This window comes from Rhizobium herbae (assembly GCF_019511375.1).
Taxonomy (GTDB): domain Bacteria; phylum Pseudomonadota; class Alphaproteobacteria; order Rhizobiales; family Rhizobiaceae; genus Pararhizobium; species Pararhizobium herbae_A.
In genome coordinates this window covers 1163505-1177298 of the sequence record NZ_JAEUAO010000002.1, presented here as the reverse complement: position 1 = coordinate 1177298, position 13794 = coordinate 1163505, and the positions used below count along the sequence as shown (strand labels likewise).

The following is a 13794-nucleotide window of genomic DNA, read 5'->3' as shown; positions in this document are numbered from 1 at the left end:
TCTGGTCGCTAAGGAAGAAAACGCCGCCAGTTCTTCTTTGGCGGCGTTTGCCGGTATTGATCGTCAGCCGTGGATGATTTCGCGGTGGCGCTGCAGCCGTTTTCCGTAAGCCTGGCTTACCCGGTCGAAGATGATCGCGATACCGACGATCGCCAAACCGTTGAAGATACCGAGCGTGAAATACTGGTTGGCAATAGCCTTGAGAACCGGCTGGCCGAGACCCTGCACCCCAATCATCGAGGCGATGACCACCATGGCGAGCGCCATCATGATCGTCTGGTTGATACCGGCCATGATGGTGGGCAGCGCAAGAGGCATCTGCACGTTCTTCAGCTTCTGCCAGTTGGAGGAACCGAAGGCATCGGCAGCCTCGAGCACATCCTTGTCGACAAGGCGAATGCCGAGATTGGTCAGCCGGATCATCGGCGGGATCGCATAGATGACGACGGCGATAAGACCGGGCACCTTGCCGATGCCGAGAAGCATGACGACGGGGATCAGATAGACGAAGCTGGGCATAGTCTGCATCACGTCGAGCACGGGATTGACCGCGTTCTGCAGCCGGTCGGAGCGCGACATGGCAATGCCGATCGGAATGCCGATGGCGATCGAGAGCACGGTACAGACGAAAATCATCGACACCGTCTTCATCGTATCGTCCCACATGTCGAAATAGCCGATTACCACGAGGGTCGCGATGCAGGCAGCAACGATCTTCCAGTTCCGGCTCGCAAACCACGCAACCAAGGCGATCAAGATCAGGATGATCGGCCATGGCGTGCGCGTCATGAAGCGTTCGGAGTGGATCAGAAAGAACTGCAGCGGCTCGAAGATCGCCTCGATCCCATCGCCATAGGCGCGGGTGAAGGCGCGAAAGCCTTCGTCGATGGCTTTCTTCAGATTGCGCAGCGAATCGTCATTCATGTGCGGAAATTTGGTGAGCCAATCCATGCCGGTCCCCTTTTTCGTTATGCAACGACGCCGGCCCTTTCCTGAGGCCGGACACCGCAAAAACAGAAGGTCCGGCGCACCACAAAGGCGCGCCGGACCTTCATCATCGGATCAGAGTGCAGCCTTGATCTTCTCGGCAGCTTCCTTCGAGACCCATGGGGTCCACAGCGCTTCGTTTTCCTCGAGGAAATGCTTGGCGCCGTCTTCACCGCTTGCCTGGTTCTCGGTCATCCAGGCCATCAGGCCGTTGACCGTATCATTCGTCCAGGAGCGCTTGTTGAGATAGGCCGTGACATCCTCGCCGGCACGCTCAGCAAAGGCCTTGGTAACCAGGGTCTGAACCCTGTCCTTCGGCCAGTCGTTCTTCTTCGGATCCGGGCATTCAGCAACGGTGTTGCAACGTTTCCATTCGGCCGGGTCCGCCGGAACGCCGTGATCGAGTTTGACCATCTTATATTTACCGAGAAGGGCCGTCGGCGCCCAGTAGTAGCCGACCCAGCCTTCCTTGCCTTCGTAGGCCTTGGCGATCGAACCATCAAGGCCGGCGGCAGAACCCGTGTCGACCAGGGTGAAGTTGGCCGCTTCGGCGCCATAGGCCTTGTAGAGCTGCGAGGTGACGACCGTGCCGCCCCAGCCCTGCGGACCGTTGTGTATCGCGCCCTTGCTCTTGTCTTCCGGGTCCGGGAAGAGTTCGGGATGCTTCAATACGTCATCAATCGTCTTGATGTCGGGGTGGGCGTCGGCGATGTATTTCGGAATCCACCAGCCCTGCACGCCGCCGTCGGACAACGACATCGCGGCGCCAACCAGCTTTCCTTCGTCAAAACCGCGCTTGACGACGTCGGGGAGCAGGTCGATCCAACCTTCCGGCGCGACGTCCGGCTCGCCCTTTTCGATCATCGAGGTGATCGTCGGCACCGTATCACCGACGATGATGTCCGCGTTACAGCCGTAGCCCTCGCTCAAAATGAACTTGTCGAGGTTCGCCAATACTTCGGCGCTCTGCCAGTTCATGCTGGCGATCGTCACGTCGCCGCATTCGGCGGCAAAAGCCGCGTTGCCGAGCGCCAGCAGGCCGATGGCGAGACTGGTCGTTGCAAGAAGATGTTTCATGTCGGTTCCCTCTTTATAGGCGGTGTATGTGACGCCCACGAGATCCGGCAGCACCGCCGCAGCCGGCTTCATGATCCGGACAGGCGGGATCACGTCCCTCCTGCCTCCACTATCAACTTTTGCAGCTATACAGGGGAATGCCGCTCACCTTGCGCCTGCCCCTGCTCCAACTGCGCCATTCCAATCAGATTATCGCGGGGGGATGCAAAAACAATGGCGTACGGGCGCCGATCGGCACCGGTCACGGTTTGAAACGAGCAAATTTTGGCGCCGATCAGGCCTGCAGCACGATCACACGACCGCCGACCTCGGCGCGTTCATAGAGATCGATAACATCATGATTGAGCATGCGGATGCAGCCGCTCGACACAGCGTGACCGATGGTTTGCGGCTGATTGGTGCCGTGGATGCGGAACATGGTGTCGTGGCCGTTGCGGTAGAGATAGACGGCACGCGCACCAAGCGGATTGTGCAGCCCGCCCGGCACGCCGCCAGCATATCGCAGGTTCCGTTCCGGTTCGCGGCGGATCATGTTTGCCGTCGGCGTCCAGCTCGGCCATTCCGCCTTACGGCCGATATAGGCCGAACCAGCGAGCGCATAGCCCTCACGCCCGACGCCGATACCGTAGCGCATCGCCCGACCGCCACCGAGAACGTAGTAGAGCCGGCGCGCCGGCGTATCAATGACGATGGTGCCGGCCTCATATGGGGTTTCGTAAGCCACCTCCCGGCGCCGCAGTTCAGGCTTGATTCTTTCCAGTGGCATGGCTGGCAAGGGAAACTGCTCGCCTGGCCGGGCTGCGTAGTTGGCGGCATGGTTCGGGCCACTGGCGGCGCAGCCAGCCAGAAGACCAGATAAGCTCAAAAGCAGGCCGCGGCGGGTGAGCGACATCGAACGGTCCTTAAGATCAGGTTGGCGCGCCCGACGTTAAGGAAAACATGGTTAATGCATGGTTAAAATCTGCAAAGATTGGACGCAGAGCTCGGGCGTGCGACGGTCACATGTTCGGATAGACCGGCCCTTCGCCGCCTTGCGGCGGCACCCAGTTGATGTTCTGGTTGGGGTCCTTGATATCGCAGGTCTTGCAGTGCACGCAGTTCTGGGCGTTGATGACGAAGACGTCCTCTCCGTCCTTCTCCACCCATTCATAGACGCCGGCCGGACAGTAGCGCGTCGACGGGCCGGCATAGATGTCGTGCTCGGAGCGCTTCTGCAGGTCCATGTCCTTCACCTTGAGGTGGACCGGCTGGTCTTCCTCGTGGTTGGTGTTCGACAGGAACACCGAGGAGAGACGGTCGAAGGTCAAGACGCCGTCCGGCTTCGGATAGGCGATCGGCTTGTGCTGCGCGGCCGGCTCCAGCGATTGGGCGTCGGTCTTGCCGTGCTTCAGTGTGCCGAAGAAGGAGAAGCCGAACAACGTGTTCGTCCACATGTCGAGACCGCCGAGCGCGACGCCGACCGCCGTGCCGAACTTCGACCACAGCGGCTTGACGTTGCGCACCTTCTTCAGGTCCTGGCCGATGGCGCTGTCGCGCCAGCCGTTCTCGATCTCGATGATCTCGTCATTGGCCCGGCCGCTCGCAATTGCTGTCGCGAGCTTTTCGGCCGCAAGAATGCCGGACAGCACCGCATTGTGGCTGCCCTTGATGCGCGGCACGTTGACGAAACCGGCCGAACAGCCGATCAGCGCGCCGCCCGGGAAGGAAAGCTTCGGCACCGACTGGTAGCCGCCCTCCGTGATCGCACGCGCGCCGTAGGACAGCCGCTTGCCGCCCGCAAACGTGCCGCGGATCGCGGGGTGCGTCTTGAAGCGCTGGAATTCCTCGAAGGGGTAGAGATAGGGATTCTTGTAGTTGAGGTGGACGACGAAGCCGACGGCGACGAGATTGTCTTCCAGATGGTAGAGGAACGAACCGCCGCCGGTCTTCATCCCGAGCGGCCAGCCGAAGGAATGCTGCACCAGGCCCTGTTTGTGGTTTTCCGGCTTGACCTGCCAGAGCTCCTTGATACCAATGCCAAATTTCTGCGGCTCGCGGTTCCTGGAAAGATCGTATTTGGCGATCAGCTCTTTGGCGAGCGAGCCGCGCACGCCCTCGCCGATCAGCGTGTACTTGCCGAGAAGCTCCATGCCGCGGGCAAAGTTCGGGCCGGGCTCGCCGTTCTTCGCGATACCCATGTCGCCGGTGGCAACGCCAATCACCGCGCCCTGATCATTGTAGAGCACTTCGGTGGCGGCAAAACCCGGATAGATCTCGACGCCGAGCGCTTCCGCCTTTTCGGCGAGCCACCGACAGACGAGGCCGAGCGAGACAATGTAGTTGCCGTGGTTGTTCATCAATGGCGGCATCAGAAAGTTCGGCAGGCGGATGGAGCCGGCAGGGCCGAGCAGCAGGAACTGGTCGTCCTTGACCTCGGTCTTGAAGGGATGCCCCTCCTCCTCGCGCCAGCCCGGCAACAGCCGGTCGATGCCGATCGGATCGACGACCGCGCCCGAGAGAATATGCGCGCCGACTTCCGAGCCCTTTTCCAGGACGACGACGGACAGTTCCGGATTGACCTGCTTCAGCCGGATAGCCGCTGCAAGACCTGCAGGCCCCGCTCCGACGATCACTACGTCGAATTCCATGCTCTCGCGTTCGGGCAGCTCTTGCTCGGTCATCAGAAAGTCTCCAGTCCTGTACCCGGAATTCTTGCCCGGTTTTGTTCCCAATTGTGCCTTCCGTCATGGCAAATACGGCCCGACTTGTCGAGCCGGTCTGCGACAGCGGTCGCGCGCATTTGCGCAGGAGGTCATGCAGCAGCGCTAGGAATATTTTACGTGCACGTAAACGTCAAGAATGGCACTGCTTGCCGTCCGGCCGAAAACGGTATTTCTTCCTCGCTGCAGATATCCTTTGGCCTGCGCATGAGGCGACGATGTGTCGCTGACGACAATGATTGCGATTTGAACTTGCTCGTGAGGAGTTCACCTGGCCACGTCCCTTCATCCGTATGGCTCAAGCGCCGTATAAGTTGAAAATTGAGAGAGAGAGAGAGAGAGAGAGAGAGAGAGAGAGAGAGAGAGAGAGCAGGCTGCTGCCATTGCGGCTTTGAGCAATACCTGATGCAGCTCCGCGAGGGTTTTCGTCACGCCCGCCTTGCTTTGGACTACAGCCCATGCGAAGAGGCGCCCTCCAAATAGACCAGCCCTGCGCCATCAAGCCATCCCGGCTGCCGACCAGGGCATTCGGGCCTGACGCGTGCTGGCTGCCAGAAAGTTCGCCGCCCTGCCGGCGGGAACGATCACGGAGACACTCATGGCCAAGGCCCTCGGCTTCGATTTCGGCACGACAAATTCGGTGCTCGCCGCCTCGCATGGCGACACGACGCGATCGCTGAGTTTTGCCAGCACGGCCGGAACCAATGATTCCATGCGCACGGCCCTGTCCTTCATGAAGCACGCGCAGCTGGGTGCTGCGGCGGTGAAGATCGAGGCTGGACAGGCGGCGATCCAGCAGTTCATCGACAATCCGGGCGAAGTGCGCTTCCTGCAGTCGATCAAGACCTTTGCTGCAAGCCCGCTCTTCCAGGGCACGCTGATCTTTGCCCGGCGCCATGGCTTCGAGGATCTGATGCGCTCCTTCCTTTCGCGGATCGCCGACTATGCCGGCGATGGCTGGAAGCAGGAGTACCGCCGAATCGTCGTCGGCCGGCCGGTCCGCTTTGCCGGCAGCAACCCGGATGACTCGCTGGCGCTCGAACGTTACGCCCGGGCTCTGTCGTCGTTCGATTTTCCGGAGGTTCACTATGTCTATGAACCGGTGGCGGCGGCCTTCTATTTTGCCCGGAACCTGAAGAAGGATGCGACGGTGCTGGTCGCCGATTTCGGCGGCGGCACGACGGACTATTCGATCATCCGCTTCGAAAGCCATGCGGGCGCGCTGACAGCCGTTCCGGTCGGCCATTCCGGCGTTGGCGTTGCCGGCGATCATTTCGATTTCCGCATCATCGACAATGTCGTTTCGCCGCTGATCGGCAAAGGCAGCCAGTTCAAGAGCTTCGACAAGCTGCTCGACGTGCCCTCGAGCTACTATGCCAATTTCGGCCGCTGGAACCAGCTGTCGATCTTCAAGACGCTGAAGGATTTTGCCGACCTGAAGCAGCTGGTGCGCTCGGCGGTCGAGCCGGAAAAGCTCGAAACCTTCATCGATCTCGTCGAGCACGACGAGGGCTATCCGCTGTACCAGGCGGTTTCGGCCACCAAGATGCGGCTGTCGCGCGATGAGGAAACCGAGTTCTACTTCGCCCCGCTCGGCGAAAAGAGCCGGCAAACCGTGCGCCGCAGCGATTTCGAAAGCTGGATCGCGCCCGATCTCACCCGGATCGAGGAGGCGCTGGACGAGGTGCTGGCTACGACGAACACGCCCGCCGGCAGTATCGACAAGGTGTTCCTGACCGGTGGCACGTCCTTCGTGCCCGCCATCCGCCGGCTCTTCGAGAACCGATTCGCCGGCGACCGCATCGAAAGCGGCGGGGAACTACTGTCGATCGCCCACGGACTGGCGCTGATCGGCGAGCGCGACGATATCGAGCGCTGGACGGCCATGGCCGCCTGAATTGGCAGAGGATGCGGGACTTTTCCGCTTTCCCGGCGATCGGCACTTCTATAGAAGGTAGAGCATGATCTCCACAGACAGGATGAGCCCGGCCGAACTTGCCGCCCTTCTGCATTTCCATGCGGAAGCGGGCGTCGAATGGCTGCTGGAACAGGATCCGGTCGATCGTTTCGCGGAGTTCGCGCAGGCAAGGGTGGCGCGTGGCAACGCCGGCTCGCAAGCCGTGCAAAAATTGCAAACCTCCGGACAGAATGACACGCCACGCCCGGTGACAAATCGGGACACTCCCGGTTCATCCGGCAATCGCGTCACCGCGCCACCGGCCGGCGCGCCGCACATGGCAATACCGGACGAGCAGGCTATCGCCGAAGCCCGTTTCGCGGCCGAAGCGGCCCGCTCGCTTGCCGAACTGAAGAGCGCCATGGAGGCCTTTTCCGGCTGCAATCTCAAAAACAGCGCCCGCAACATGGTATTTGCCGACGGCGACCCGTCGTCCGGCATCATGGTGATCGGCCCGATGCCGAACGGCGACGATGATCGGGAAGGCGTTCCCTTTTCCGGAAAGCAGGGACAGATGCTGGACCGCATGCTGGCAGCGATCGGGCTGGACCGGAGGGCGGTGCTCGTCACCAACGTCATTCCCTGGCGACCGCCGGGGAATCGCGTGCCCTCGCCGCGCGAAACCGACATCTGCCGGCCGTTTATCGTGCGCCAGATCCTGCTGGCGGAGCCCCGGCATCTGCTCATTCTTGGTAATTTCGCCGGCCGCTTCTTCTTCGGCGGCAGCGACACGATCCACCACATGCGCGGCGAATGGCGCGACATTTCAGTCGGCGGGCCGGCCGGCGGACTGACCATTCCGGCGCTTGCGACGCTCCATCCGCAGGACCTGATGTCAGCCCCGGCGAGCAAGCGGTTGGCCTGGCAGGACCTGCTGGCGTTTCGCGCGCGGATTCGCGGTTAAGGGTGTCTGAACGGCAGTCTGCCTGATTTGTGAACAAACAATGAATTGAGCCATGCGGTCGGCGCATATCAGCAACGCGAAATAATGCATTGCGGAATCGATGCTGCATCGCAATATACAATCACGGGAGGACTGGAATAAGGAACTGAACCATGACCGCCCGTTTTCGTCCTCTGCACAGCGGCTTTGAGACGCTCCGCCACGCCGGCTCGGCGCTTCGTACGCCGCTCGCCAGCTTCGGCTCGGCTGCGAACGAACAGATGACTGCCGCAGGCTACGGCCGCAGCACGCGCCCGGCGCAGATCTTTTCCGAATTCATCCAGCGTTGATTTACTGCCGCGCTTGCGCGCGGTTTAGCTGCCAAGATTTCGAAAGCCCGTCCATGTCCGCTTCCATCCGCGCCCTGATCGACACCGTCGCAGACATCGGCACTGCCGTGCGCGCCTCGCGCGAATATAGCCGCCTGAGCTTGGATGCACGGGCAAGGCACGTAGACCGGCTCGCCAACAGCGCGTTCCTGCCGAAATAAGTCGGTCACCACGCATAAGTCCCCATCGCCTGTTCTGCGCCACGCCCTGTCGCAATCGACAGGGCAGGAGAAATTGGTTAGAGCCACACTCGTCCTTCGAATCCAGGGGCGGCCCGCGGTGCAATGCCAAACGCCTGACCACGCAATCCGCTCCAACCTGTTTTCAGCGCCTGCCTGACCGCTTGACAAAGATCAAGCAGCCGGCGAATGCGCCCCGGGAGCGTCCATGCTGGCCAGCCTCAGATCCGTGTTCAGCCTGATCCTTTCGACGCTGCTGATGATGATCGGCTTTGGTTTGGCGAGCTACGTCCTGCCGGTGCGCTCGGTAATCGAGGGTTGGTCGACGCTGATCATCTCGCTGATCGCCACCGGCTATACGCTCGGCTTCACCCTCTCCTGCATCGTCACCCCGAAGTTCGTGGCGCGCGTCGGTCATGTCCGGGTCTTTGCCGCGCTAATCACCCTGCTCAGCATCGCCATCCTGATGTGCGGCCTGGTGGTCGACTGGCGCGCCTGGATCTTCTTTCGCGCCATCTCCGGCTTTGCCATTGCGGGAAGCTATCTGGTCATCGAGAGCTGGCTGAACGAACGGGTGACCAATGAAAACCGCGGCATGCTGTTTTCCGTTTATCTGATCACCACCATGGTCGGAACCATCGGCGGGCAGTATCTCGTGCCGTTGGGCGACCCAACGAATTCCTCGCTCTTCATCCTCTGCGGCGTCCTGTTTTCGCTGGCACTTTTGCCGACGGCGCTATCCTCGTCCGCCATGCCGGCGCCGCCGGCACAGGCCAATTTCGACGTGCCGGGCCTTTTCCGTCGCTCGCCGGTCGCGGTCGTCGGCGCCTTCCTCGCCGGTGCCATGGCCGGTGCCTGGCTCAATCTCGGCGGCGTCTTCACCCAGAAAATCGGGCTTTCGACCGCCGAAGGCGCGACCTTGCTGGCAGCCCTTCTCACCGGCAGCGCGATCTCGCAGATCCCGATCGGCCGGGCGTCCGACAGAATGGACCGCCGCATCGTCATGGTCGCCTGCGGTATCGTCGGGGTCGTGTCCTGCCTCGCCATGGTCGCTTTCGTCGACGCAAGCCCGATGGTGCTCTACGTGATCGCCGCCCTCGTCGGCTCGGTGGTGTTTCCGATCTATGCGCTCAATGTCGCCCATGCCAACGATCTTGCCCGGCCCAACGAATATGTCGAGGTCTCCTCGGGCATGATGATCACCTATGGCATCGGCACGATTTCAGGCCCGTTGATGGTCGGCCCCGTGATGGACCGGTTCGGCCCCCCTGCGCTTTTCGTGGTGCTTGCGCTCTATTTCGCGCTCTACGCCGCCTATGCGACATTGCGCATCGCCCGGCGCAGCCAAAAGGATGGCCTAGTCGCGAAGACCGACTTCCAGGCAAACACCGTGCCGACGCCGGGCACGGAAGCGGTGAACGCGATGAACCAGGCGATACGGCCGGCCGGCCTCGTCGAAGACGATACGGCCCCGGTTACGTCATCCTGACCCTGCCATACTGGCTTTATCCCTGTGGCGTGACGTGCTTGCGCACGCCCCTGCGTTCGAGACCGAGCTGGTGCTCCCGGAAAATGATGAAAATGCCCGCGCCCACCACGATCGCCGTGCCGATCAGCATGACACCGGTCGGCACGTCGTCGAAAAGGAAATAGCCGATGATCAGGCCGAGGATGATCGAGGTGTATTCGAAGGGTGCGATGGTCGACATGTCGGCATAGCGGTAGCTCTGCGTCAGGAGGATCTGCGCCACGCCGCCGCAGAAACCTGCCGCCATCAAAAGCAGGAAGGAGTTCCACGGCAGCGGCTCCCAGCCGAAGGGTAGCGTCAGCAGCGAGAAGCAGGAGGCCGACAGCGAGAAATAGAGCACGATCGTGTGCGTGCGCTCCTTGGCGACCAGTTTTCTCACCAGCACCATGGCGACCGCCCCGAGCGTTGCCGATAAAAGCACCGAAATTGCGCCAAGCGCCTCGCCCGCTCCGATATCGCCGTCGCGCAGCAATGTCAGGCGCGGCCAGGTGATGATCACGACGCCGACAAGGCCGATCAGGACCGCCGACCAACGATAGACCCGCACGGTCTCTTTGAGAAAGACCGCCGCAAAGACGACAGCGAGCAGCGGCATCGCATAGCCGATGGCGATCGCTTCCGGCAGCGGCAGATGCACCAGGCCATAAAAGCCGCAGCCCATGGAGAGGATGCCGATGAAGCCGCGCGCCAGATGGCCGAAAATGTCCCTGGTGTAAAAGGCTGTGCGCAGATGGCCCTTGAAAGCCAGGTAACCGAGGATCGGCACCATGGCGAAGGCCGAGCGGTAGAAGGTAATCTGGCCCGTGGCGATCCCCGTACCGGACGCCTTGATCAGCGTCGACATGCAGACGAAAACCAGCACGGACAGGACCTTGAGGGAAATGCCCTTCATCGGGTGAGAAAAATCGGCATCCATAGGCGGCACGCTCAGCGGACAAGACGGCAGCGAGCCGAAAGCAAAAGCACGACGGGCTGCGAGGGAGGATGCGAGCGGAGAATCCGTCGCTCAGGCGGGGTTAGTCTAGCGCGCGATGAACGGGATGGGCGATCAATTTTCTTGATGTGAGGCGGAAATATTTGATGCCTCCGCATCAATGGCCTAGGCTGGAACCGGCAGCAGAAGTGCCGTGATCCGTCTGTGGGTCGACGAACACGAGCCGGCAAGCAAATTTGCGCGATCTGTGCCAAAAAGAACCGCCCGATTTAAATATTGTTAGGGCGAATTTCGTAAGTCTCTGATGCAAGACCTGGGAGCGGGACAGATCGGACAGGCCGGAACACAGCATCGGCCACCGAGAAAAACCAATCCCACCACCCGAAGCTCCGCAGGATGCGCAGCCTCTTCACGACGACCAAGCCTCCTCCCGAGCATATAGCGGGAGATGCCAGCGGGACAAACGATGCGGACAGATACGGGCGAAATCATTCATCTGGAAGACTACCGGCCAACGGATTTCGTCCTCGAGAGAGTGGATCTCACCTTTGAACTTGACCCCAGGGAAACCAAGGTCGAAGCGCGGCTGATCTTCCACCGGCGCGAGGGCGTCAGCCCGGATGCGCCACTGATCCTCGATGGCGACGAATTGAAGATGACGGGCCTGTTGTTCGATCAGGAAGAAATCCTGGCGGCAAATTACGACGTGGCCGACGACAGCCTGACCATCCGCAACCTCCCGGCAACTGCCCCGTTCGAGATCACCATCACGACGGAAGTCAATCCGGAAGCCAATACGAAGCTGATGGGGCTCTATCGTACCAGCAATGTCTATTGTACCCAGTGCGAAGCCGAGGGCTTCCGGCGCATCACCTATTTCCCCGACCGCCCCGACGTGCTCGCGGTCTATACCGTCAACATCATTGCGGACAAGCAGACCGCGCCGCTGCTCCTGGCGAACGGCAATTATCTCGGCGGTGCCAGTATGGGCGACGGCCGGCATTTTGCGGCCTGGTTCGATCCGCACCCGAAGCCGAGCTACCTCTTCGCGCTGGTCGCCGGTGATCTCGGCGTCGTCGAAGACACCTTCACAACCATGTCCGGCCGCGAAGTAGCCTTGAGAATCTACGTCGAGCACGGCAAGGAGCCGCGCGCGGCCTACGCCATGGACGCGCTGAAGCGCTCGATGAAGTGGGACGAGGAAGTCTTCGGGCGCGAATACGATCTCGACATCTTCATGATCGTCGCCGTCTCCGACTTCAACATGGGCGCCATGGAGAACAAGGGGCTGAACGTCTTCAACGACAAATACGTCCTTGCCGATCCGCAGACCGCGACCGATGCCGATTACGCCAATATCGAGGCGATCATCGCGCATGAATATTTCCACAACTGGACCGGCAACCGCATCACGTGTCGTGATTGGTTCCAGTTGTGCCTCAAGGAAGGCCTGACCGTCTATCGCGACCACGAATTCTCCGCCGACCAGCGCTCGCGCACGGTCAAGCGGGTTGCCGAGGTTCGCCACCTGAAGGCCGAACAGTTCCCGGAGGACGCAGGGCCCCTGGCGCATCCGGTTCGTCCGACAAAATACCGGGAAATCAACAACTTCTACACGACGACGGTTTACGAAAAGGGCAGCGAAGTCACGCGCATGCTCGCGACGGTGCTCGGCCCGGACCTCTTCAAGAAAGGCATGGACCTGTATTTCGACCGCCACGACGGCCAGGCGGTGACGATCGAGGATTTTGTCGCCTGCTTTGCCGAAGTCAGCAAGCGCGACATGACTCAGTTCTCGCTGTGGTATCATCAGGCCGGCACGCCGCTGGTGACCGCTTCGACCGCCTATGACGCGGCCAAACAGGTCTTCACGCTATCGCTCGAGCAGATGGTGCCGCCGACGCCCGGGCAGAGCACCAAGGAGCCGATGCACATTCCTCTCAGGGTCGGACTGTTGCTGGAGGACGGCTCAGAAGCCGCCCTTTCTTCCGCCACCGGCGCAGAAGTCACCGGCGACGTCATCCACCTCGTTGAGCGCAAGCAGACCGTTACCTTCACCGGCATCGTCTCGCGTCCGGTACTGTCGCTCAACCGCGGCTTCTCCGCGCCGATCAACCTGCATTTCGAGCAGACGCCGGCCGATCGCGCCCATATTGCCCGGCATGAAAGCGACCTCTTCGCCCGCTGGCAGGCCCTGAACGACCTCGCCCTGCCGAATCTGGTGGCAGCGACGGCCATTGCCAGAGAAGGCGCAAAAGCTGAATGCGACCGGGCGCTGATTGATGCGCTGCTCGCGGCGGCGGCCGATGCAAGGCTCGAGCCCGCCTTCCGGGCTCAGGCACTGGCTTTGCCAAGCGAAGCCGACGTTGCGCGTGAGATCGGCAGCAACAACAACCCGGATGCCATCCACGCCGGACGTCAGGACATCATGACGGCAATCGCGAAAGCGGGCCGGGATATCTTTTCGACGCTCGCGGACGAAATGGTGGTCGATGGCCCCTTCAGCCCGGATGCTGCAAGTGCCGGACGCCGGGCACTGCGCAATACGGCCCTCTCCTATCTTGTCTATGCCGAAAACCAGCCCGACCGCGCGCTGGACGCATTCAAGTCGGCCAACAACATGACCGATCTCAGCCAGGCACTAACCATCCTCGCCCACCGTTTCCCTGACGACAGGAAGACGGTCGAAGCGCTGTCCGCCTTCAAGGCGCGCTTTGGCGACAATGCCCTGGTCATCGACAAGTGGTTCACCATCCAGGCGACGATCCCCGGGGCGGATGCGCTCGGCCGCGTCAGGACGTTGATGGCCGATCCGCTGTTCAACAGCACCAATCCGAACCGGGTCAGGGCATTGGTCGGCACCTTCGCCTTCTCCAACCCGACCGGCTTCAACCGGGCCGACGGCGAAGGCTACCGCTTCCTCGCGCGCCAGATCCTCGACATCGACCCGCGCAATCCGCAGCTGGCAGCACGCATCCTGACCTCGATGCGCTCGTGGCGGTCGCTGGAGGACGTACGCGCCGAGCATGCGCTCAACGCATTGCGCGAGATCGCCGCAGCGCCGAAGCTCTCCGTCGATGTCAGCGACATCGTCGAGCGAATGCTCAAAGGGTAGGAATTATCAGCGGATGCCGCGTCAAACCCCGCCATCGCGGGGTTCT

11 protein-coding genes are annotated in these 13794 nt (G+C 61.4%); 6 read left to right on the top strand and 5 right to left on the bottom strand.

What is annotated here, in order from left to right:
• Positions 1-63: 63 nt before the first annotated feature.
• The 4 genes from JNB71_RS12915 to JNB71_RS12900 all read right to left on the bottom strand — a co-directional run bounded on the left by JNB71_RS12915 (position 64) and on the right by JNB71_RS12900 (position 4724).
• Complete coding sequence (locus tag JNB71_RS12915) at positions 64-951, bottom strand: ABC transporter permease (protein ID WP_220372152.1); 888 nt, start codon at positions 949-951, stop codon at positions 64-66.
• Positions 952-1062: 111 nt separating this feature from the next.
• A complete protein-coding gene (locus tag JNB71_RS12910; RefSeq protein ID WP_220372273.1) occupies positions 1063-2064 on the bottom strand; it encodes an ABC transporter substrate-binding protein in 1002 nt (333 codons plus the stop codon).
• 274 nt (positions 2065-2338) lie between these two features.
• Positions 2339-2956, bottom strand: a complete 618-nt coding sequence (locus JNB71_RS12905; RefSeq protein ID WP_220372151.1) for a L,D-transpeptidase — start codon at positions 2954-2956, stop codon at positions 2339-2341.
• A gap of 106 nt (positions 2957-3062) precedes the next feature.
• Positions 3063-4724 carry an electron transfer flavoprotein-ubiquinone oxidoreductase gene (locus tag JNB71_RS12900; protein ID WP_220372150.1) on the bottom strand — a complete coding sequence of 554 codons (1662 nt, stop codon included), beginning with the start codon at positions 4722-4724 and terminating at the stop codon, positions 3063-3065.
• A gap of 637 nt (positions 4725-5361) precedes the next feature.
• Here JNB71_RS12900 and JNB71_RS12895 point away from each other — a divergent pair.
• The 5 genes from JNB71_RS12895 (at position 5362) to JNB71_RS12875 (ending at position 9660) form a co-directional block, all read left to right on the top strand.
• On the top strand, positions 5362-6660 hold the full coding sequence (locus JNB71_RS12895) for an Hsp70 family protein (protein ID WP_220372149.1): 1299 nt from the start codon (positions 5362-5364) through the stop codon (positions 6658-6660).
• 64 nt (positions 6661-6724) lie between these two features.
• The gene (locus JNB71_RS12890) at positions 6725-7624 is read left to right on the top strand and encodes a uracil-DNA glycosylase (protein WP_220372148.1); all 900 of its coding nucleotides are present in this window, start codon (positions 6725-6727) and stop codon (positions 7622-7624) included.
• A gap of 152 nt (positions 7625-7776) precedes the next feature.
• Positions 7777-7953 (top strand): hypothetical protein, encoded by a 177-nt coding sequence (locus tag JNB71_RS12885; protein WP_220372147.1) that lies wholly within the window; start codon positions 7777-7779, stop codon positions 7951-7953.
• 53 nt (positions 7954-8006) lie between these two features.
• Positions 8007-8153 (top strand): hypothetical protein, encoded by a 147-nt coding sequence (locus JNB71_RS12880; RefSeq protein ID WP_220372146.1) that lies wholly within the window; start codon positions 8007-8009, stop codon positions 8151-8153.
• A 226-nt stretch (positions 8154-8379) separates the two neighbouring features.
• Complete coding sequence (locus JNB71_RS12875; RefSeq protein ID WP_220372145.1) at positions 8380-9660, top strand: MFS transporter; 1281 nt, start codon at positions 8380-8382, stop codon at positions 9658-9660.
• 16 nt (positions 9661-9676) lie between these two features.
• On the opposite strand, the gene JNB71_RS12870 is transcribed toward JNB71_RS12875, so the two are convergent.
• Positions 9677-10615 (bottom strand): DMT family transporter, encoded by a 939-nt coding sequence (locus tag JNB71_RS12870; protein ID WP_220372144.1) that lies wholly within the window; start codon positions 10613-10615, stop codon positions 9677-9679.
• Between the two features lie 484 nt (positions 10616-11099).
• Between JNB71_RS12870 and pepN the strand changes: the two genes are divergently transcribed.
• Entirely contained in the window at positions 11100-13748 is a 2649-nt protein-coding gene (pepN, locus tag JNB71_RS12865) for an aminopeptidase N (protein ID WP_220372143.1), read from the top strand.
• Positions 13749-13794: the final 46 nt, after the last annotated feature.